Source organism: Micromonospora sp. NPDC049891, from assembly GCF_040660295.1.
Lineage (GTDB): Bacteria > Actinomycetota > Actinomycetes > Mycobacteriales > Micromonosporaceae > Micromonospora.
Genome location: NZ_JBFAML010000007.1, coordinates 107,094 through 127,859, shown reverse-complemented (window position 1 = coordinate 127,859; position 20,766 = coordinate 107,094). Strand labels below are relative to the sequence as shown.

Here is a 20,766-nt window from a genome sequence, read left to right as displayed (position 1 = left end):
CGAGCAGCAGGTCAGAGCGAGATCAGGACGGGGTGGCTACGGGGGTGGTCGGCGCTGTCGGCCGCCAGCCGGACGGCACGGCACCCGGTGGGCAATCGAAGAGCTCCGCCGAGACGATCCGCGGCTGACCCGGCGACCGGGTCAGCTCGAATCGGGCGCAGAAGATGTAAAGGGCCTCTGCCTGGGACCAGAGCCAGCCTGAGCCGGTGCCCTCCAGGACCAGGCGTACCTCGCCGAGCGAACCGGTGCCCTCGGGGTCGGAGTTACGTACGTCTGAGCTCAGTTCGCGGGCGTTGGCGTGCACGGTGGCGACGACGCGGTCCAGGACGTCCCGGGTGCCTGACGGGCTGCCCGATGCCTGGTCCTGTTGGGCCCATTCGGTGGCGTCGATCGCGACCTGCTCGATGTGGGCCGTGACGCTGTCCCGCGCGTCATCGTGGGCAGAATCGACACAGCCACTTGTCATCAGGAGGATCGCGGTCAGCAGCGCTGCCGTTGCGTGCCGGCGGGCGTTACGCCGCCGGCGCGGGTGAATCACGTCGGCGTCGGCGTCTCGGTCCCAGCACGCGACGGCACGGTTTCTCTGCTGTGGAGCGTCACAGTTCACTACCCCCGTAGTAGTCGTGGACGGCCTACCCAACTGGCAGAGATCTTACCGATACAGAGGGGTGTGTCAATTGATCGATGCCGTCACATGGAAGGCCCTCGCCTGCCGAACTTTGAGTGGGTCAAACGAAAGTCGATGCCATCTCATCGAAAGTTGTAGACATGTGACGTCCTGTCGCCTAGCGTGTTCGCCAGCACCGAAATGTTTCGTCGAGGTGAACCGGCGGCGCGGGACCCCCCTCGGCACCCCCGCTACGGCATCCGGCGCGACGGCGCGCGCCCCGCCCTGGCAGAGCACTCGTCAGGAAGGGACAGCACAGCGATGTCCACCATGCGCACCACCCACCACCCCGCACGGTGGTTCACCAGCGCCTCAGCGCTGCTCCTCGTCGTCACAGCCGGAACCGTGGCCATCGCCGCCCCGGCTCCGGCTCTCGCCCATCCGATCGTCGCCAGCGACTTCCAGCAGGTCACCCTCGCCAAGGGGGTGGCCGAGGTAGGTGAACCGATGAGCATCGCGGTGCTGCCGGACCGCTCGGTCCTGCACACCGCGCGCAACGGCACGCTGCGCCGCACCGACGCGGTCGGCAACACCTCGGTGATCGCCAACATCCCGGTCTACACGCACGACGAGGACGGGTTGCAGGGCGTCGGGGTCGACCCGAACTTCGCCACCAACCGGCACATCTACCTCTACTACGCCCCGCCGCTCTCCACCCCCAGCGGCGACGCCCCGGCCACCGGCACCAACTGGTCCTCATGGCAGGGCGTCAACCGGCTGTCCCGGTTCACCCTGAACTCCGACTTCACGGTCAACCAGTCCAGCAAGGTCGACATTCTCGACGTCGCCGCCGACCGGGGCATGTGCTGCCATGCCGGTGGCGACATCGACTTCGACGCCGCGGGCAACCTGTACCTGTCCACCGGCGACGACACGAACCCCTTCGACTCCGGTGGCTACTCGCCGATCGACGAGCGGACCAACCGCAACCCGGCGTACGACGCGCAGCGCAGCGCGGCCAACACCAACGACCTGCGCGGCAAGATCCTCCGGATCAAGGTCAACGCCAACGGGTCGTACTCGATCCCGGCCGGCAACATGTTCGCCCCGGGCACCGCCCGCACCCGACCCGAGATCTACGCGATGGGTCTGCGCAACCCGTTCCGGATGAGTGTCGACAAGGCCACGGGTGTGGTCTACGTCGGCGACTACGGGCCCGACTCGGGCTCCACCTCCTCCCGTGGTCCCAGTGGGCAGGTGGAGTTCAACCGGATCACCGGTCCCGGCTTCTACGGCTGGCCGTACTGCACCGGCACCAACACCAGCAACGAGACGTACGCCGAGTGGGACTTCGCCAGCAACAGCGCCGGACCGAAGTACAACTGCAACGGCGGCGCGACGAACAACTCGTTCCGTAACACCGGCCTGGCCACCCTGCCGGCCGCCAAGCCGTCCTGGATCCGCTACGCCGGTGACGCCGGCAGCCCGCCGGAGTTCGGCAGCGGCTCCGAGTCGCCGATGGCTGGCCCGGTCTACCGGTACGACGCCTCGCTGAACTCGGCCACCAAGTGGCCGCAGAGCTTCGACGGGCTGTTCTTCGCCGGTGAGTTCGGCCGGGGCTGGATCAAGCCGATCCACATGAACGCGAACGGCTCCATCGCCAGCATCGACGCCTCCTTCCCGTGGAACGGCAAGCAGGTGATGGACATGGCGTTCGGTCCGGACGGGGCGCTCTACGTGCTGGACTACGGCACCGGCTTCTACAACGGCGACGCCAACTCGGCCCTGTACCGCTACGACTACGTCGGCGGCGGCAACCGGGCACCGACGGCGGTGGCCTCGGCCAACCGGACCTCGGGCGTAGCCCCGTTGACTGTGAACTTCTCCTCGGCCGGGTCGTCGGACCCGGAGGGTGGGGCGCTCACCTACTCGTGGGCGTTCGGCGACGGCACCACCTCGACGGCGGCGAACCCGACCAAGACGTACACCGCCAACGGCAGCTACACCGCCACCCTGACCGTACGCGACCCGCAGGGCGCGACCGGCACGGCGAGCGTCCGGATCGGGGTCGGCAACACCGCCCCGACGGTCACCATCAACAGCCCCGGCAACGGCCAACTGTTCAGCTTCGGCGACACCGTGCCGTTCAGCATCACGGTGACCGACCCGGAGGACGGCACCATCGACTGCTCCAAGGTCAAGATGACGTACGTGCTGGGCCACGACAACCACGGTCACCAGATCACCTCGCAGAACGGCTGCTCCGGCTCGATCGCCGTGCCGGTCGACGGCGAGCACGACGACGCCGCGAACATCTTCGGCATCTTCGACGCCGAGTACACCGATGCCGGCGGCCTGACCACCCACACCCAGCACACCCTCCAGCCGCGCAAGCGGCAGGCGGAGCACTACAAGACCTCCTCCGGCGTCGACCCCTTCGACAAGGCGGCCGCCGAGGGCGGCCGGACCGTCGGCAACATCAACAACGGTGACTGGATCGCCTTCGAGCCGTACCGGATCGGCAACGCCACCTCGTTCAGCGCCCGGGTCTCCTCGGCCGGTGCCGGCGGCACCCTCCAGGTGCGTGCCGGCTCGGCCACCGGCACGGTGCTCGGTTCGGCGACCGTCCCGGTCACCGGCGGCTGGGACACCTTCACCACCGTCACCGGCAGCATCACCAACCCGCCCACCGGCACCACCACGCTGTACCTGACCTTCGCCGGCTCGGGCACCGGCCACCTCTACGACCTGGACTCGTTCGCCTTCACCACCGGCAGCGGTGGTACGACCAGGACCGGTCCGATCACCGGCCTGGGAGGCAAGTGTCTGGACGTGCGCGACGCGTCCACTGCCGATGGCGCACAGATCCAGATCTACACCTGTAACGGCACGGCGGCGCAGACCTGGACGGTGACGCCGAACTCGACGATCCGGGCGTTGGGCAAGTGCCTGGACGTCAACGGTGCCGGCTCCGCGGACGGTACGAAGATCCAGCTCTGGACCTGCAACGGTGGCGGCGCGCAGAACTGGTCGGCGCAGTCGAACGGCACGTTGCGCAACCCGAACTCGGGCAAGTGCCTGGACGTGTCGAACAACAGTTCGGCCGACGGGCAGGTCGTGCACCTGTGGACCTGCCACACCAATGCCAACCAGCGCTGGGTTCTGCCCTGATCCAGGGAGGGGCCCTCGTCAACGCCTAGTGTTGTAGCGGGCCCCTCCCGACACCACGACCGTTGGGAGAGCGATATGCGTAAACTCCTCCGAAGCACAGTCGGCCTGGCCACCGCCGTCCTCGCCGTCCTCGCCTGCACCACCCCGGCCACCCCGGCGAGCGCCGCCGACGCCCCGTACGACGTGCTGGTCTTCTCCAAGACCGCGGGCTTCCGGCACGACTCCATCGCGGTGGGCACGCAGACCATCCGCGACCTGGGCGCGGCGAACAGCTTCACCGTCACCGCCACCGAGGACGCAAACGTCTTCACCACCGGCAACCTCGCCCAGTACGAGGCAGTGATCTTCCTCAACACCACGGGCGACGTGCTCAACGCCAGCCAGCAGACCGCCTTCGAGTCGTACATCGGCTCCGGCGGCGGCTACGTCGGCGTGCACTCCGCCGCCGACACCGAGTACGGCTGGTCCTTCTACGGCAACCTGGTCGGGGCGTACTTCCGCTCCCACCCGGCCATCCAGCAGGCCACCGTCCGGGTGGAGAACCGGGCCCATCCGGCCACCGCCCACCTGCCGCAGAACTGGGTACGCACCGACGAGTGGTACGACTTCCAGAGCAACCCCCGCGCCAACGCGCGGGTGCTGGCGAACCTCAACGAGTCGACGTACTCCGGCGGTGTGATGGGCGCCGACCACCCGATCGCCTGGTGCAAGACGTACAACGGCGGTAGGTCCTTCTACACCGGCGGCGGCCACACCCAGGCGTCGTACTCCGAGCCGGCCTTCCGGGCGCACCTGCTTGGCGGCATCAGGTACGCGGCCGGCCGTGCCAAGGCCGACTGCCGGCCGGAGAGCGGCTACACCACCCTCTACAACGGCTCGACCACCGGCTGGTCGCAGGCCGGGCCGGGCAGCTTCAGCAACTCCGACGCCACCCTGACCTCGGTCGGCGGGATGGGCCTGTACTGGTACAGCGCGAAGCAGTTCACCAACTACTCGCTGAAGCTGGACTGGCGGATGGCCGGGGACCACAACTCCGGCGTGTTCATCGGCTTCCCCCCGTCGAGTGACCCGAACTCGGCGATCAACAACGGCTACGAGGTGCAGATCGACGCCACCGACACCGCGGACAAGACCACCGGCGCGGTCTACGGTTTCAAGGCCGCCGACCTCGCCGCCCGGGACGCCGCGCTCAACCCGCCGGGGGAGTGGAACACCTACGAGCTGTTGGTGGAGGGGGAGCGCCTCCAGGTGTTCCTGAACGGCACGAAGATCAACGACTTCACCAACACCGACCCGGTCCGCTCGCTCCCCGGGCACATCGGCATCCAGAACCACGGCACGGGTGACAACGTGTCGTTCCGCAACATCCGGATCAGGGAACTCGGCGGCACGAACCCGCCCCCGGGCGGTGACGTCCGCACCGGCCGGATCACCGGCCTGGCCGGTAAGTGCCTGGACGTCCGTAACGGCTCGTCGGCCGATGGCACGCAGATCCAGATCTGGACCTGCAACGGTGGCGCGGCGCAGACCTGGACGGTGACGCCGAACTCGACGATCCGGGCCCTGGGCAAGTGCCTGGACGTCAACGGCGCCGGCTCCGCCGACGGTACGAAGATCCAGCTCTGGACCTGCAACGGTGGCGGCGCACAGAACTGGTCGGCGCAGTCCAACGGCACGTTGCGCAACCCGAACTCGGGCAAGTGCCTGGACGTGTCGAACAACAGCTCCGCCGACGGGCAGGCCGTGCACCTGTGGACCTGCCACAACAACGCCAACCAGCGCTGGGTGCTGCCGTAACCGAGTAGCCGTACCGCCCCGGTGCGACGGTCACCCGTCGCACCGGGGCTCTTTCGTACCGCGTGCCGCCCGCCTAGAGTGAGGGACGGCGACCGCGAGGTGGCCGGTGAGTCGACGGGAGGCGCAACCCGTCGGCCCCAGGCGCGACGCGTCCACCGGTACACCGTCGGGGCCGTCCACATCCGGTCATCCCTCGCCCCGGTCCCGCAGGTAACGGAATCCCCAACACGACAGGGGAAATGGACACATGGCGCGACCGATCACGCTGTTCACCGGCCAGTGGGCCGACCTTCCGTTCGAGGAGGTGTGCCGGCTCGCCGCCGAATGGGGCTACGACGGCCTGGAGATCGCCTGCTGGGGCGACCACTTCGAGGTCGACAAGGCCCTGGCCGACGAGTCGTACATCGAACGCAAGCGGGAGACGCTCGCCAAGCACAACCTCCAGGTCTTCACGATCTCCAACCACCTGGTCGGCCAGGCGGTCTGCGACCACCCGATCGACGAGCGGCACCAGGGCATCCTGCCCGCCCGGATCTGGGGCGACGGCGAGCCCGAAGGGGTGCGCCAGCGGGCCGCCGAGGAGATCAAGGACACCGCCCGCGCGGCGGCGAAGCTCGGCGTGGACACCGTCGTCGGATTCACCGGCTCGTCGATCTGGCACACCCTGGCGATGTTCCCGCCGGTGCCGCCAGCCATGATCGAACGCGGCTACCAGGACTTCGCCGACCGGTGGAACCCGATCCTCGACGTCTTCGACGAGGTCGGGGTGCGCTTCGCCCACGAGGTGCACCCCAGCGAGATCGCGTACGACTACTGGACGACGAAGCGGACCCTGGAGGCGATCGGGAACCGGCCCGCGTTCGGGCTGAACTGGGACCCGTCGCACTTCGTCTGGCAGGAGCTCGACCCGGTCAACTTCATCTTCGACTTCGCCGACCGGATCTACCACGTCGACTGCAAGGACGCCAAGGTGCGTACCGGTGACGGCCGCCGCGGCCGACTGGCCTCGCACCTGCCCTGGGCGGATCTGCGCCGGGGCTGGGACTTCGTCTCGACCGGCCACGGTGACGTGCCCTGGGAGGACTGCTTCCGGGCGCTGAACGCGATCGGCTACTCCGGGCCGATCTCCATCGAGTGGGAGGACGCCGGGATGGACCGGCTGGTCGGCACCCCGGAGGCGCTCCAGTTCGTCCGCCGGCTCGCCTTCGACGCACCGTCCGCCGCCTTCGACGCGGCGTTCAGCAGCAAGGACTGAACCGGACGGCCTCCGGGGGTCGGCCCGCAGCCGGCCCCCGGACGCCCGTCCCGGGCGGCCGCCGGACCTGTCCACCGGTCGGGGCCGACGCCTGGCACCGGTGCAGCCGGGCGGGCCTCATGAACGGGGCGGAAGACCTGGTCAGCCGGCGCTGAAGACGTGTTCGCTGGCCAGGTGGGCCGCGCCCACCACAGCGGCCCGGTCCGCCAGGTCGGAGAGGACAATCGGCATGGTGCCGGTGGCCAGCGGCGCCGACCGCCGGTAGACCACACCACGGATCTCGGAGAGCAGGACGTGCCCGAGCCCGTCGGGGGCCCCGCCGATCACGACGATGCCGGGGTTGAAGAAGCTGACCAGGCCGACAAGTACCCGACCGAGGCGGCGGGCGGCGTCGCGGACCAGCACCTGGGTGGCCGGGTCACCGGCGGTGGCGGCCGCGACCACGTCCGCGACGGTGAGCGTGCCCGCCTCGGCGAGCCGCGCGGCCAGCACCGGGGAGCGGTCCGACCGGGCGACGGTCAACGCCGCCCGGACCAGTCCGGCATCCCCGCAGTACGCCTCAAGGCAACCGGCCTCACCGCAGGCGCAGGGCGGCCCCTCCTCGCCGAGCGGTAGGTGGGCGATGTCGCCGGCGCTGCTTGTCGCACCCCGGTAGAGCGACCCGCCGAGCACCAGCCCGCAGCCGATCGCCGTACCGAGCTTCAGGTAGAGGAAGTCCTCGACGGTACGGCCGATACCGGCGTGCCGTTCGCCCAGGGCGAGCACGTTCGCGTCGTTGTCGATCAGGACCGGGCAGCCCAGTTCGGCGGCGAAGGCGTCCCGGACCGGAAAGCGCTGCCAACGGGGCAGGACGGCCGGTGCGGTGGAGGTGCCGCCGTCGACCGGCCCGGGAAGGGCGACGCCGACCCCGGTGAGTTCGGCGACGCCCAGCTCGGCGCGGAGCTTGTCGACAAGCTCGACGGCCCGACTGATTGCCGGCTCCGGACCGTCGCGTACGTCCGCCGCCTCGCTGGTCTCGGCCAGCACGTTCAGCTCGCCGTCGGTGACCGCGACGGTGATCCGGTCGGTGGCGACCACCACGCTGGCGAAGCGCACCCCACCGGAGAGGCGGAGCAACGACGAGCGGCGCCCGCCCCGGGAGGCCGCCGGGCCGGCGGTCTCGACCAGACCTCGGGCGACGAGCCGGTCCAGTTCGGTGGTGAGGGCCGTCCGGGACAGACCCAGCAGGTCACCCAGTTCCACCCGGGAGCGGGGACCCTCGTCCCGCAGCAACCGGACCAGCCGTGCCTGCTGCGGATTCTCCGGCCGGACCAGGGCCATCGCCACCACCTCCGTGCGGAGTCTTCCACGGCGGTGTTTCAGACCGGTGGCCGGCCGGAGCCGCAACTGTCAACGGCTGATGGTGTTGCTGCGTCGGCACGCCTAGGGCTGCTGCCGTGCGGGCGTACGGACGGGCCCGGCCACCGACATCGGTGGCCGGGCCCGTCCGGCGGTGCTCAGAGCGTGCTGCCGTTGGCTCCAGTGCCGGACGGCTTGCTCCGGGGGGTGGCAGACGTCGAAGCGGAGCTCGACGAGCCGGAACCCGACTTGGTGCCGGCCGTGGCCGGCGTGCCAGCGAACGTGTCGTCGGCGGGGGTGAGCCCCTCCTTGCCGTTGGTGCCCAGCTTCTCGCCCAGCTTGGAGTTGCCGAGCTTGTCCTTGCCCTCGTGGTAGAGACGGTTCGCCTGGGCCTGTGCGACCCCGGCCGCCTCCTGGACGGTCGGGTGGTCGAGCACCTTGCGGCCCCGAACCACCAGCTCCTCGTACTTCTCCCGGCCGGCACGGGCGCCCAGGACGAACCCTGCAGCCAGCCCGCCAAGGAACATGATCTTTCCGCGCATGGCGGCTCCTTTCGTACCTGACGCGCCGTCGTCCCGCTCCCGGAAGCCCGGGTGGCGGGACTGACCGATTCGCGCCTGCGTCCTGTCGTCGGCAGCTAACTACCCATCCTGCTCTCCGCTCATACCTCCTTGTGCCGGGATGACGATTTGTCTGCTAAACGGCCGCCCCGCCGCCCGGTGGTGGTCAATGAACCCCCTGGACCAACACCCCCCGCCGTCCTGTACTCTTGTGCCCGGCGCGCGGTGCGGAGCGATCCGCTCCGGGCGTTGTTGCGGTCCCCCGTAGCTCAATTGGCAGAGCAGCCGGCTGTTAACCGGCAGGTTTTTGGTTCGAGTCCAAACGGGGGAGCTTACTTCCTCACCCTGACGCCCACCGGTCGGATCCGGTGGGCGTCGGTGGTTCCCCGCCGGATCGTGCCGACCGGCGTGACGCCGGGCTTCGGCGGCGGTACCGGGCCAACCGGTCTACGCTGGTGCGCGTCGATCCTGCGACGACAGCCGGTGGGTGGGATGTCCGGAAACTTCAAGATCGGCTCGGTCGGGCCGCGACCGCCCGAGGCGCCCACGTCGCCCGTGCGCAACGTCGTGGATGAGCCGCACGCCCACCGCCGGCCCACGTCGGCACGACCAGGGCACGGCGTACCCGATGCCCGCTGACACCGACGTCGTGATCGTGGGCGGCGGCCTCGCCGGCCTGGCCGCGGCTCGCCGCCTGCACCGCGCCGGGGTGTCCTGGCGCTTGGTGGAGGCCGCCGACCGGCTCGGCGGCCGGGTCGCCACCGACGCCGTCGACGGCTACCTGCTCGACCGTGGATTCCAGGTCCTCAACACCGCGTACCCCCGGGTCGGCGCGTTGCTCGACGTGGACGATCTCGACCTCGGCTTTTTCGTCCCGGGAGTGCTGGTACGCAAAGGCGGCCAGCTGCTGCGACTGGTCAACCCGCTGCGCGAGCCCGCCGGCGGGCCAGGTACCGCCCTGGCCCGCGTCGGGTCGCTGCCCGACCGGCTGCGCTTCGCCGCCCTCGCCGCGAGCTACGCCACATTGCCCGCCGCGCGTCTGCTCGCCAGCCCCGAGACCACCGCTGAGGCGGCGCTGCGCCGCGCGGGCCTGTCCCACGCGATCATCGAGGACCTGCTGCGCCCCTTCCTGTCCGGCGTACTGCTCGACCGGGAACTGGCCACCTCCAGCCACGTCCTGGCGATGGTGCTGCGCTCGTTCGCCCGGGGCCGGGTCGGTCTGCCCGCCGAGGGCATGGCGGCGTTGCCGCGGGCCGTCGCGGCGCCGCTGCCGGCCGGGCTGCTCGACCTGAACACCACAGTCTCCGAGGTGGCCCCGGGCCGGGTCCGAACCACAATCGGTGAGCTACGTTGCCGGGCCGTCGTCGTCGCCGTCGACCCGCCCGCCGCCACCCGGCTGCTGGACCTGCCGCCGGTACGCATGCACAGCTACACCACCTACTACCACGCGTCCGCCGTGCCGCCGTTGGACGAACCGATCCTGCTCGTCGACGGAGACCGCCGCGAGATGGTCGCCAACACCGTCGTGGTCAGCCGGGCCGTCCCCGGCTACGCGCCGCCCGACCGGCACCTGATCGCCACCTCCGTGGTCGGGCCGTCGGTACCGCCCGAGCCAGCCGTGCGGCTGGAACTGACCCGGCTGTACGGGCGGCCCACCGCCGACTGGGAGCACCTGACCACTGTCACGATCCCTGCCGCGCTGCCCGCCGCGCCGCCACCACAGGGCCGGCTCCGTAAGCCGGTGGCGCTGGGAAACGGGCTGTTCGTCGCCGGTGACCACCGCGACAGCCCGTCCATCCAGGGGGCACTCGCCAGCGGCTGGCGCACCGCCGGAGCCACCCTGCGGTACCTGCGTCAGCACTGAGAATTCGGGGTCACCGGCCCAAAGATGATCACTTATGATCCTCGCCATGCCCGCACCCCTCGCGCCGCCGGTCTTCGACGCCGCGGTGGCGTACCCCCAGGTGGCCGCCGCTCGTGGCGCGCTGGCCGCCGGTGACTGGCCGGCGTTGCGTGCCCTCGTCGACGCCCAGGACGCCCACGGTCGGACGGTCCTCGTCGGCGAGGTCGGTGGCACGCCGGACGCCGAGCCGCTCCTCCGGAAGGCACTCGCCGAGCAACCGGACGACCCGGTGGCCGCGGCCATGCTGGGGGCACACCTGATCCGCGCCGGATGGCGGATCCGGACGGCCCGGCAGGCGCAGGACGTCAGCCGGGAACAGTTCGTCCAGTTCTTCGACCATCTGCGCCGCGCCGAGCAGATCCTCATCGAGGCCACCGCCCGCCACCCGCAGGACGCGGCAGCCTGGACCCAGCGGGTCACCAGCGCCCGCGGCCTGCAACTCGGCCAGGCCGAGGCGCGCCGCCGCTACGACCGCCTCGCCGCCGGGCACCCGCACCACCTGCCGGCGCAGGGCTCCCTGTTGCAGCAGTTCTGTCCGAAATGGAGCGGCAGCTGGGAGAAGGCGTACGACTTCGCCCGGGAATGCACCGACGCCGCACCGGCCGGCGCGCCCAACGCCGTCCTCGTCGTCGAGGTGCACCTGGAGCAGGCCTTCGACCACGGCACCCTGTCCGCCGCGCGGGCATTCCTGCGCGGCCAGCAGGTGCGCGCCGCCATCCACGACGCGGCCCAGCGCTCCATCTGGCACCCCGAGTTCCGCCACGGCTGGGGCTGGGTCCAGGTACGCAGCACCTTCGCCCTCGCCTTCTGCCTCATGCAGGAGTGGACACCGGCGGCGCAGCAGTTCGCCGCCCTCGGGCACCTCGGTGACGAGTCGATGTTCGGCTACTTCGGCGACGCGGTGGCGCAGTTCCAGCGGTTCCGCGAGAAGGCGTACGCGAAGGGCGGCCGGCCGTGATCCAACACCTGGAAACCGACGGGGTGCCGACCCTGCTCGCCCCCACCGGCGGGCCGATGCGCGCCGGGCTGACCTTCCGGGTCGGCACCGCCGACGAGACGCTGGCCCGCCACGGCATCACCCACCTGCTCGAACACCTCGTCCTCGCACCGCTGGGCAGCGCCGACTACCACTTCAACGGCGCCACCGGACCGGTCTTCACCACCTTCCACATGCAGGGCTCGGCGCCAGACATCGCCACCTTCCTCACCTCCGTCTGCGCCAACCTCACCGACCTGCCGACCGGACGGCTGGAGGTGGAGAAGGACATCCTGCGCACCGAGTGGAGCAGCCGGGGAAGCGCGGCCATCGACGACATCCCGTTGTGGCGCCACGGTGCCCGGGACCACGGGCTCAGCAGCTACCCGGAGTGGGGGCTGAGCAGGCTCACCGCCGAAGAGCTGCGCCAGTGGGCCGCACGCTGGTTCACCCGGGAGAACGCGGTGCTGTGGATCGCCGGTGACCGGGTGCCCGAAGGACTGCGACTGGACCTGCCCACCGGCACCCGGCAGCCGGTACCGACCGCCTCGTCGGCGCTGCCCACGACGCCCGCGTACTTCGTGCACGGCGCCCGGGCCGTGGTGCTCGACGCGGTGGTGCGGCGTCGGGCCGCCGCACCCGTCTTCGCCGAGGTGCTGGAGCGCGAGCTGTTCCGGGCGCTGCGCCAGGACGCCGGCCTGTCCTACACCATCAGCACCGGGTACGAACCGCGCGGCGACGGCCAGGCCCACCTGCGTGCCCTCGCCGACGCCCTCGCCGAGAAGCAGGACGCCGTCGTCGGTGGCTTCATCGACGTGCTGGCCAAGCTGCGGGTCGGGCGGATCGAGCAGAGCGACCTGGACGCCGCGGTGGCCAAGCGGGTCGACATGTACGCGACCGCGGAGTTCGACGCCGCGCGGCTACCCGCGTACGCCTTCAACCTGCTCACCGGCGAGTCGAATCACACGACCGACGAGCAACTCGCGCAACTGAAGGCGGTCACCCTCGCCGACCTGCACGAGGTCGCCCAGGAGGCGTACGCCTCGGCGCTGCTGATGGTGCCGGACGGGACCAGCGCCGACTGGGCCGGCTTCACCGCCGCACCCACCTCGTCGGAGTCGACCGTGTCGGGCACCACCTACCGCTCCCGCGACGACGACAGTCGACTGCTCGTCGGCACCGAGGGGGTCAGCCACCTCGGTGCCGGCGGCATCGTCACCGTCACGTACGCCGACTGCGCCGCGATGCTCGCCTGGCCGGACGGCGCCCGACAGCTCATCGGTCACGACGCGATCGTGCTGCACATCGAGCCGACCCTGTTCGACACGCACCCGGCTGCGATGCACGTCATCGACAGCGGAGTACCCGTCGACCGGCAGATCCGGATGCCCCCGCGCGACCCGGAGCACATCCCGCAACCATGTGCCCTCCGCGAGGCCCGCCAGCACCTGGCCCGGCCGAAGCGGGCCGGGTGGGAGGTCCTGCTGATGGTGCTCTGCGGCCTCGCCACCCTGGTGGTGGGCGGGTTCACGCTGCTGCTGACCATCGGCATGCTGATCAGCCCCACCGCCGAGGAGGACGTCACCGTCCTGTGGGGTGCGGTCGTGATCGGCTGGCTGCTCACTGTTATCCTCGCGTTGCCCATCGTGCTGCTGGCCCGAGGGCGACGCCGGTAAGGAGAGGCCGTCGGCACGGAGTTCCTTTCGACGTGCACCGCACGGCGCTCGCGTACCGTGTCCGACCCGGCGGTCCGTCGGACCGCAACGGAAGGTCGGGAAGGTTCATTGGCCGGTGATCGACTGGGCGGGATAAGATCCGGCCGGTACCGGGGCGGTAGCTCAGCCGGTTAGAGCAGGGGACTCATAATCCCTCGGTCGCGGGTTCGAGTCCCGCCCGCCCCACGTTAGTGCAGGTCAGGTCCGGTGTGCCGGGGATGCGATCAGGCTCGCTCCCCACATACTCCCCACCTACGCGGAGCCGACGGCCTCGCTGCGGCAGGGCCCGCACCAGCGGGCGTACTGGCCGGGATGGTTCGGGCACCGATCAGGTGCCTTGCTTGATACCGGCAGAGCCGCACCCCGCTGGGTGGGTACAGGACGGTTAAAGGACGTTCGGGTGGCATAGCTGCGCCGGGGCTGCGGTGGCGTGGCACCGGGGGTGCCCTGGCTCTCTGCCGGGGGTGGCGTACTGCCAGGGGTGGCATTCTGCCGGGGGTCCGACTCGCTCATCACGACGGTGTACGTGTTGGACTTCCGGCCGCCCGCCGTGGTGTCGACCATCAGGTGCCCACCCTCGACCAGGCGACGGATCACCCGCTGCACGGTCCGGGTGTCCACGCGGGTCTTCCGGGCCAGGGTGGCGATGCTCGGCCACGCGTCGGTGCCGTCGTCGGCAGCGCAGTCGGCGATGGCGAGCAGGACCAGCCGATCGGTGCCGCCGACCGGCGAGTGGTCCCACACCCAGGACATGCAGCGCACGCTCACTGGGCACCAGCCAGAGCCAGTGCCTGACCCTTGTACGCCTTGACCGAGGTGACTCCCACGCCAGCCTTGGCGGCCACGGCCGCGTTGGTCGCACCCTCCCCCAGTTCCCGGTACGCGGCCACCAGGCGCGACACGATCTCTTCGCGTCCGATGCGACCGGTGCTCGGCTTGCGGCTGGTCGCCCGCTTCGCCGTCGCGACCGGCTTGGCGACCGGCTGCGGGGTGGGCTCCACCCGAGGCGTCGGCACCGTCACCGCGACCGGCTGCGGCGGGATCGCCGGCACCGACTGCGGCACCGTCACCGGCTGGTCGTCGGCGATCAGCTTGCCGCGCCGGACCAGCACCTCAACGCTGATCAGGAACGCGAGCGGTGCCACCGCCGCGACCAGTCGAGCGGTCAGGGTGGGCTCTGCCGAGCCGATGTTGCAGGCCAGGGTGGCGACCACCCCGAACGCGATAGCCAGGCGAGCCGCGAACCGTGGCCGGCGTCCCTCGCGTCGATCGGCCAGGATGGCCAGGGTGCCGACCACCACCGGCCCGTCCACGGCCAGGGGCAGGGCAGCCGCGACGTAGGGGTGCTCCCCGGCGGTCACGGCCACCTCGTAGACGTGGGTGTAGCTCGCGGCCCCGGCGATCAGGGCAACCATCCCGGTGGTGATCCGGCTGATGGTCGAGGTGTTCACTGGTCGTTCCCTTCGATGCGCTGAATGCGGCGGATGATCGAGACGGTGTTCTTGAGCGCCCGGTGATCCGAGGCGCTGTTCGCGATGACCACGAGCCGCCCTTGCGGGCTGCGGAGCTTGCCGTGGTTGCCCTTCCGGCCGGGCGTGTAGATCCACCCGCTGCGGACCAGGTCCCGGATCAGGTCCCGGTGGTCACCGCGCGAGTGACTGAACGCGCTCACTGGTCCACCGCCGGGCGGACCGGGTACGCGTCGAGGATCAGGGCCACGTCAGCGGCGGTCAGCTCCCACCGGTTGACGTAGGCGGACAGCAGCCCGGCGGCCTGGTCACGCCACATCGGGCCGAAGGCGAGCAGGGAACGGACGGCGCGGGCGACAGCCGGCGACAGGGTGGTCATGTCAAGGCGTCCTCTCTGGACGATGAAGGGGATGTCAGGTCCGGGGTGTGGGGGGCGACGGCGTGCCGCCCCCACCTCCGGTGTCAGTCGGCGTCCCGCGCGATCAGGTCGGCGAGCAGGACGGCCACGCGCTGGTTGCGGGTCAGCTTCCGGGCGTACTCGCGGGCCGGGGTGCCGCCCCGGTGGTCGGCCAGACAGCCGGTGCAGATCAGCTCATCGGTGCTGTCGATCACCCGGTGGGTGGCCTGCTCACAGCACCAGTCGCAGGTGGTGAACGCCTGCGCGACGTCGACCAGGTACTCGGCCGCGGCCTCCAGGCTGGTCACCACGTCGGCCAGTCCCTCCCATGCCGGGGCATCGGTGGCGACGTAGAGGGCGTAGACGGTCTCGGCGGGGTTCCAGGTGGTAGCGGGCAGGTACTGGCGCTCCACCCGCCATGCGGCCGGGATGCCCTCCAGGGTGCCGTTCAGCGTGGTCAGGAATCGCGACGTGGGCGCGGCGTAGACGGTCACGGGATCCTCCTGGGATCGATCGAGGTAGCTGCCTCATCAGCGGCCCGGCACAACCCGGACCGGACGGGGGAGCCGGTCGCCCGACCCCCCGTTTCGGCGGGTCAGTCGGCCTTGCCTCGGATGACCACCCAGGTGGTGGCCTGCATGGTGGTGGGGTCGACCCCAGCGCGGCCGGCGGCGAGCCGGTAGGCGTGCTCGACTGCGGCGTAGACGTTCTTCCGGTCGAGGGTGGCCTCAGCGTCGCCGGTGAAGTCAGGACCGAACGCGATCCGGGCGGCCCACACATCGACGGTCACCTGCTCGCGGTCGCCGAGGATGTTGCGGGCGAAGCGGGTGGTCTTGGGAGCGGTCTCCCCGAACGTGTCGAGCGGGGTGGTGCTGGCCATGGCACGCCGCGCCCGCTTGACGTTCTCGCCGAGGCAACCGGCAGCGTCGCCGCCGTGCAGTAGAGAGACCGCACCGGCCACGTTGCGGGTCCAGGACGTGCGGGGGGACAGGTGGGAGATGGCCGCCGCGCAGGTCTCCCGGCTGTACGGGGTCTCGGCTGCCAGGTCGGAGCAGAGCTGCCCGGCGTTCCCGTACCACCGCTCACCGGCCACGATGTCGGACGGGGTCGCCCGCTTCCAGACGGTCAGGATGTTGTCGACGATCGTGTCCAGGTCCAGGCCGATCTCGGCCAGACGCTCGCGGGGGTCCGTCGCTGCCTTGCGTCCCATCGTTCAGTCCTCCGACTGTCAGGACCGGGACTGTCCCGGTGCTGGGGAGGACGCTCCCTTGCCAATCCCGGGACTGTCAAGGCCGGGACTGGAAGGTCAGCCGAAAGTACGATGTTGGATCCGCTGGTCGGGCAGGGCTCGGTGGGGGAGGGGAGGAACCGCGCTGCGCGGCTACACCGTCTCGGCGGTCCTGTCAACCATCCGATCGGTCAGCCTGTCGCGGGTGCTCGGCACGCGGTGGCGAGGGTGGGGGAGGGTGGGGTGTCGGGTGTGGATAGTCCGAAGTGGTGGATGCCTGCCGCGAGGATGTCCAGGGTGGAGGGTGTGAGGTGTCGAGTGTGGAGGGCGGTACGGGTACGGGGTAGGGGGCATGACCCCTGGTAGCCGCCCGGCCGCACCGCTCCGTCTTAGCGGCCCTGATCGAGCGAGTCGCCCGGGGGTCGTCAAACGCCCGTTTCTGGCCGTTTTAGGGCTCCGCGGTGCCCCCTGGGGCGTCGAATAGTTGGGCGCGACTCCCAGACCCGTTCCAACAGGCGAAGAGGGGGCCCGAAGGCCCCCAATCACCGCACTACTCGCCGCGCTTCACCTGCTCCAGCATCTCCAGGAAGCCTTCCGCCTGGTCGAGGCAGTCGTCCGTGGTCATGCCGTTCGGCGGGTGCAGCGAGGTCTTCCACCACGCCCGCGCGAGGTCGGCGAGGACCGTCTCCGGGGTATGGGTGCTCGGGTCGCTCTCGTTACTCACTCGCTGGTGACTCCTCTCGCCTTCGCGATCTCGTCCCGCAGCTCGTCCATGGACAGCTCACGCGGTGCCGGTGGCTCCGGTGCCTGGATGGCGATACGCAACCTCACCCGCTCGGCCGGCGGCAGGACGTAGTCCTTGAGCATCGCGTAGATCGTCTGCAGGGCGATGGCGGACCGACCACGCTGCCGACCGCCGGAGGTGTACCCGCCGGTCAGGTAGGCGTTGGCCTCGCCGAAGGTGAATCGAGCCATCTCCCAGTCGATGCTCGTGAAGACTGCGGCGTGCGGACTGACGACCAGCGCGCCCCACATCCGCTGGATGGTCGGGTGCCAGGCTTCGTCCGACGGCGGGATGGTCACGGACTCTTCGCCGGGCAGGATGGTGGTCGGCTGCTTCAGCCGCTCGGCCCGGATGGCGTCACGCTCGCGGGCGTACCCGTGGTCGGGCTGCGGGGTCAGACTCACGCCGCCACCGCCTGGTTGGCGAGGTAGTCGTCCACGTCCAGGTTGCTCTTGGACTGGTTGCACCGTCGGTGCGCGGTCACGCAGTTGGCCATGGTGTGGCTGCCGCCCTGGGAGAGCGCCACCGCGTGGTCGACGGTGGCTGCCAGCGGGTTGAGGTAGTCGTCCAGGTCCCGCAGCACCGGGTCGTCGCAGATGTAGCAGATCCAGCCGTCAGCCTGGAACACATCGAGCCGCCGCACCACCTCGACCGCTGGCGCATCGAAGCTACGGGCGCGCTGGGTGGCCATCTTCGCCCACTGCTCCTCTCGGCGGGCTGCCGTGGTGTTGCGGACCGGGTCACGCTGCCTGTCTCGCTCACGCTCGCAGGCCAGGCACCGGTACGCCCGCCCACCCTTCTTGCTGCGGTCCTTGCCGAACTCCTCCAGGGGCTTGGCCTGGCCGCACTTGGTGCATCGCTTGCTCACTTGCTCGACTCCTTGAGAACGCGCAGGAGGATGGCCCCTGCAAAACTTCGCATCCAAACAGGCATGAATAGGACACCGCGGCTGGGTGAAACCGCAGGTCAGAGGCTTGGCGGGCTCGGTGGTTGGGCCTGAATCGCCAAGGGGTAGTCCTGGTAGGCCCCTCGTGCAAACCGCAGGAGATCGGCCCCCACAGCAGCACTGGACAGTGAGGACAGAGGGGAGAGACAGGCGCGGACCTGCCCATCCCTCCCCGCTGTCAGCTTCGTCAGGCCAGCAGGTTCCGGCTGACCACGACCACCCGCACGGACAGCACCTTGACGTCCAGGGCCGGGTTGTTGGGGTTGCTCTCCACGCGCTCGCTGGTGACCACGACGGACTCGACCCTGCCGGCCTTGGCGGACCAGTAGCCGACCATGTCAGCGAGGGCCTGGCGGATCAGCTCGTCGCTGGCCCGAGTGAACGAGATGACGCCCTCGACGGTGTGCCGGGTGAAGTTGCCGTCCGCCTTGGTGTCGACCTCCTGGGCCGACCGGACGTTGCCGCTGATCGCCGGGACGTGCGCCCGCCGGCCGAGCACGCCGAACCGCTTGGCAACCTTCGGACCAGCCTCCGTGACCTCGGTGACCACATCGGACAGCACCATGTCGGCGGCCAGGCCGCGCAGCGGACCAGCCGGAAGCACCGGGTGGCTGGCCTTCACGCCGTCCAGGCGGAGCCGCACCGTGCCGCCGGTCGGGCCGGGCGAGGGGTTGCCGTTCGCCGAGGGGTGCAGCTCGTGGATGGCGTGCATCAGCGCCGAGTGGCCGTACGGGGCACCACTGGGCGTGCGGACCTCCAGGGTGACCAGCCCGGACAGCTCGCCCAGCTTGCCGACCTTCGCGGGCTCGTCCTGGTAGACCCACGCAGACGGGGTGGGGGCGTCCTTGCCGGGGCGGCCGACGTTCACCGGCACGCCGTAGAGGGACCAGGCCCAGGCGTTCTTCTGGATCTCGGCGGCGACGAACTCGGCCAGCGTCGGGTCGTGATCGGCGAGCACCTTGCGGTGGGCACGCTCGGCCTGGTCCAGGTCCCGCTTGGCGGCGTTGACCAGACCCTCAGCCCGGCGGACCCCGAAGTCTGCGGCGGCGATGTCGTCGGCGGTGACGCTCTCATCCCCGCTGTCGAGGCGGGCCAGCAGCTCCTCGCGGGCCTCGGTGACGGACTCGACCAGGGCCTGCCGGTTGGCCAGGGTCTCGCGGGCGGTGTTGAGGGCGGCGTAGGACTCGTTGATCGGGGTGGTGATGTTCTTCTTGGTAGCCACTGTTGCTGTGCTCCTTCAGAGCTTGTGGGAGACGTGCCGCAGAAGGGCACGCTGAGGGGCCTGAGCGCCACGCTGACGGCCTCAGGATTGGAAGGGGTGGGACTGGATGGGGGCGGGCTCTCAGGCCGCCTGGGACCGCCGGGGCATCGCCAGCGGAGCGGAGAACGTCCAGCGGTGGGCGACCCGGTAGATCCCGCGCTCGCACGCCTCGACCGGCTTGCGGTTCTCCTGGACGCTGAGGACCACGTCCGGGTCGGACAGGAAGATCGGGTCGACCTGGTAGGGGGCCACCTGTTCGGCCCTGTCCATCCAGAGGTCCCGGTTGTCGAGGTGGATGTAGGCGTCGGTCGAGAAGGACACCAGGGAGACGTCCAACCGGCACACCCGCCGGCTCTGACTGACCAGCGGAACGTCCCGCACCATGCGCCACCCGAGATACGGGGTCTTGTGCTTCGACGGCGCAGAGATCCACCGCGCGGTGGTGGCGAACTGGTGAGTGTTGATGAACGTGTCGGCGTAGCAGTTCTCGAACAGCCCCCGCAGGATGGGCTGGAAGTCAGGCGCGGGGGCGTAGGTGGTCACCGGCCACCACCGCCACGGCTCGGGCGAGGCAGTGAGGCGTAGTGACGGATGGCGGCACCGAGGCGGGCCTGAGCCTCGGCGTACTCCTGCTCGTCCACATCGGGCCAGGCGAACTGGCAGCGGGCGAGGTTGGCCTGGGCGTCCTTCACGTCCCCGAGGGCGATTCCCCGCTCGCGGCGCTTCTGGGCATCAGAGTCTGGCAGCTTGATCTTCACTGGTGGTTCGGTGTCCTTCGGGGTTGCAGGGTCAGCGGTTGCTCTTGCGGGCGGGGCGCTTCGCCGCCGCCTCGACTCTCTGCGCCATCGCCAGGGCGAGCTGGCAGTCGGTGTAGCGGTCGACGGCCTCCTGGAACCGCACCGTGGCAATGGCCAGGTCTTCGTTACTGGCCTTCGGGTCGGCCATGGTCAGACGCAGGGTCGTTGCCGCCTGCTGCTTCGAGTCGAACGCCATGGCCAGGCGCTGGGATGCCAGGTCGGTGGCGGCCCTGGCCTGGGAAGGGGTGAGGGGTGTCTCGCTGATGGTGGGGTCTCCTGTCTGCTGGTTGATCGATTGCGCCCCCGGAGGGGGCACCAACTGGAATCCCTGGGTTGGCCGCGTCAGCGGCCTGCCGTCGCGTCATCCCCGAGGGAGGGCCGCAGCACGGTCGGCCAGCCCCCCGCCCCGGAGGGGCCTGTGGGAATAAGGGCGAGCCTCGCTGCCGACCTACTGGGGGGCTCAGGGATGCGCGGGGAACCTCAACATGCACTGAGAAGATCAAGAGAGCGTGGCATCAGTGCAGGTCAGAGCGTTGCGATGTATGGCCACGTCATACAACTG

At 70.3% G+C, this 20,766-nt stretch carries 22 protein-coding genes, 2 tRNA genes and 1 other RNA gene; 8 read left to right on the top strand and 17 right to left on the bottom strand.

Going from position 1 to position 20,766, the window contains the following annotated elements:
- Positions 1-22: 22 nt before the first annotated feature.
- Complete coding sequence (locus AB0I71_RS11925) at positions 23-538, bottom strand: hypothetical protein (RefSeq protein ID WP_357583606.1); 516 nt, start codon at positions 536-538, stop codon at positions 23-25.
- A 399-nt stretch (positions 539-937) separates the two neighbouring features.
- On the opposite strand from AB0I71_RS11925, the gene AB0I71_RS11920 reads away from it, so the two are divergent.
- The 3 genes from AB0I71_RS11920 to AB0I71_RS11910 all read left to right on the top strand — a co-directional run bounded on the left by AB0I71_RS11920 (position 938) and on the right by AB0I71_RS11910 (position 6,830).
- Complete coding sequence (locus AB0I71_RS11920; protein WP_357583834.1) at positions 938-3,778, top strand: carbohydrate-binding protein; 2,841 nt, start codon at positions 938-940, stop codon at positions 3,776-3,778.
- A 75-nt stretch (positions 3,779-3,853) separates the two neighbouring features.
- The gene (locus tag AB0I71_RS11915; RefSeq protein ID WP_357583604.1) at positions 3,854-5,575 is read left to right on the top strand and encodes a ThuA domain-containing protein; all 1,722 of its coding nucleotides are present in this window, start codon (positions 3,854-3,856) and stop codon (positions 5,573-5,575) included.
- A 247-nt stretch (positions 5,576-5,822) separates the two neighbouring features.
- Positions 5,823-6,830, top strand: coding sequence for a sugar phosphate isomerase/epimerase family protein (locus AB0I71_RS11910; RefSeq protein WP_357583602.1), 1,008 nt, complete (start codon positions 5,823-5,825; stop codon positions 6,828-6,830).
- A 141-nt stretch (positions 6,831-6,971) separates the two neighbouring features.
- On the opposite strand, the gene AB0I71_RS11905 is transcribed toward AB0I71_RS11910, so the two are convergent.
- Positions 6,972-8,150, bottom strand: a complete 1,179-nt coding sequence (locus tag AB0I71_RS11905; protein ID WP_357583600.1) for an ROK family transcriptional regulator — start codon at positions 8,148-8,150, stop codon at positions 6,972-6,974.
- Positions 8,151-8,326: 176 nt separating this feature from the next.
- Positions 8,327-8,710, bottom strand: coding sequence for a hypothetical protein (locus AB0I71_RS11900; RefSeq protein WP_357583598.1), 384 nt, complete (start codon positions 8,708-8,710; stop codon positions 8,327-8,329).
- 276 nt (positions 8,711-8,986) lie between these two features.
- On the opposite strand from AB0I71_RS11900, the gene AB0I71_RS11895 reads away from it, so the two are divergent.
- The 5 genes from AB0I71_RS11895 (at position 8,987) to AB0I71_RS11875 (ending at position 13,508) form a co-directional block, all read left to right on the top strand.
- A tRNA-Asn gene (locus AB0I71_RS11895) sits at positions 8,987-9,059 on the top strand.
- A gap of 297 nt (positions 9,060-9,356) precedes the next feature.
- Positions 9,357-10,592, top strand: coding sequence for an NAD(P)/FAD-dependent oxidoreductase (locus AB0I71_RS11890; protein WP_357583832.1), 1,236 nt, complete (start codon positions 9,357-9,359; stop codon positions 10,590-10,592).
- Between the two features lie 46 nt (positions 10,593-10,638).
- The gene (locus AB0I71_RS11885) at positions 10,639-11,589 is read left to right on the top strand and encodes a hypothetical protein (RefSeq protein ID WP_357583596.1); all 951 of its coding nucleotides are present in this window, start codon (positions 10,639-10,641) and stop codon (positions 11,587-11,589) included.
- Positions 11,586-13,283 carry an insulinase family protein gene (locus AB0I71_RS11880; RefSeq protein WP_357583594.1) on the top strand — a complete coding sequence of 566 codons (1,698 nt, stop codon included), beginning with the start codon at positions 11,586-11,588 and terminating at the stop codon, positions 13,281-13,283. Before AB0I71_RS11885 ends, AB0I71_RS11880 begins: the two co-directional genes overlap by 4 nt.
- 151 nt (positions 13,284-13,434) lie before the next feature.
- Positions 13,435-13,508: transfer RNA gene (locus AB0I71_RS11875), tRNA-Ile, on the top strand.
- A 66-nt stretch (positions 13,509-13,574) separates the two neighbouring features.
- Here the strand turns inward: AB0I71_RS11875 and AB0I71_RS11870 are convergent.
- From AB0I71_RS11870 to AB0I71_RS11805, 14 genes are all read right to left on the bottom strand, one after another.
- Complete coding sequence (locus tag AB0I71_RS11870; RefSeq protein WP_357583592.1) at positions 13,575-14,075, bottom strand: helix-turn-helix domain-containing protein; 501 nt, start codon at positions 14,073-14,075, stop codon at positions 13,575-13,577.
- Between the two features lie 11 nt (positions 14,076-14,086).
- The gene (locus AB0I71_RS11865) at positions 14,087-14,773 is read right to left on the bottom strand and encodes a DUF2637 domain-containing protein (RefSeq protein ID WP_357583590.1); all 687 of its coding nucleotides are present in this window, start codon (positions 14,771-14,773) and stop codon (positions 14,087-14,089) included.
- Positions 14,770-14,994, bottom strand: coding sequence for a hypothetical protein (locus tag AB0I71_RS11860; protein WP_357583588.1), 225 nt, complete (start codon positions 14,992-14,994; stop codon positions 14,770-14,772). The genes AB0I71_RS11865 and AB0I71_RS11860 overlap by 4 nt, the downstream gene beginning before the upstream one ends.
- Positions 14,991-15,170 (bottom strand): hypothetical protein, encoded by a 180-nt coding sequence (locus AB0I71_RS11855; protein WP_357583586.1) that lies wholly within the window; start codon positions 15,168-15,170, stop codon positions 14,991-14,993. The genes AB0I71_RS11860 and AB0I71_RS11855 overlap by 4 nt, the downstream gene beginning before the upstream one ends.
- An 83-nt stretch (positions 15,171-15,253) precedes the next feature.
- Positions 15,254-15,682 (bottom strand): hypothetical protein, encoded by a 429-nt coding sequence (locus tag AB0I71_RS11850; RefSeq protein ID WP_357583584.1) that lies wholly within the window; start codon positions 15,680-15,682, stop codon positions 15,254-15,256.
- 22 nt (positions 15,683-15,704) lie between these two features.
- Positions 15,705-15,781, bottom strand: an RNA gene (locus tag AB0I71_RS11845) — hammerhead ribozyme type II.
- Positions 15,782-15,783: 2 nt separating this feature from the next.
- Positions 15,784-16,398, bottom strand: coding sequence for a hypothetical protein (locus AB0I71_RS11840; protein WP_357583582.1), 615 nt, complete (start codon positions 16,396-16,398; stop codon positions 15,784-15,786).
- A gap of 568 nt (positions 16,399-16,966) precedes the next feature.
- Positions 16,967-17,140 (bottom strand): hypothetical protein, encoded by a 174-nt coding sequence (locus AB0I71_RS11835; RefSeq protein WP_357583580.1) that lies wholly within the window; start codon positions 17,138-17,140, stop codon positions 16,967-16,969.
- Positions 17,137-17,604 (bottom strand): hypothetical protein, encoded by a 468-nt coding sequence (locus tag AB0I71_RS11830; protein ID WP_357583578.1) that lies wholly within the window; start codon positions 17,602-17,604, stop codon positions 17,137-17,139. Before AB0I71_RS11830 ends, AB0I71_RS11835 begins: the two co-directional genes overlap by 4 nt.
- Positions 17,601-18,068: an HNH endonuclease signature motif containing protein gene (locus tag AB0I71_RS11825; protein ID WP_357583576.1), complete on the bottom strand. Its 468-nt coding sequence runs from the start codon at positions 18,066-18,068 to the stop codon at positions 17,601-17,603. Before AB0I71_RS11825 ends, AB0I71_RS11830 begins: the two co-directional genes overlap by 4 nt.
- A gap of 265 nt (positions 18,069-18,333) precedes the next feature.
- Positions 18,334-19,368 (bottom strand): hypothetical protein, encoded by a 1,035-nt coding sequence (locus tag AB0I71_RS11820; protein WP_357583574.1) that lies wholly within the window; start codon positions 19,366-19,368, stop codon positions 18,334-18,336.
- 120 nt (positions 19,369-19,488) lie between these two features.
- A complete protein-coding gene (locus tag AB0I71_RS11815) occupies positions 19,489-19,950 on the bottom strand; it encodes a hypothetical protein (protein WP_357583572.1) in 462 nt (153 codons plus the stop codon).
- Positions 19,947-20,165 carry a hypothetical protein gene (locus AB0I71_RS11810; RefSeq protein ID WP_357583570.1) on the bottom strand — a complete coding sequence of 73 codons (219 nt, stop codon included), beginning with the start codon at positions 20,163-20,165 and terminating at the stop codon, positions 19,947-19,949. The genes AB0I71_RS11815 and AB0I71_RS11810 overlap by 4 nt, the downstream gene beginning before the upstream one ends.
- A 31-nt stretch (positions 20,166-20,196) precedes the next feature.
- The gene (locus AB0I71_RS11805) at positions 20,197-20,523 is read right to left on the bottom strand and encodes a hypothetical protein (RefSeq protein ID WP_357583568.1); all 327 of its coding nucleotides are present in this window, start codon (positions 20,521-20,523) and stop codon (positions 20,197-20,199) included.
- Between the last annotated feature and the right edge of the window lie 243 nt (positions 20,524-20,766).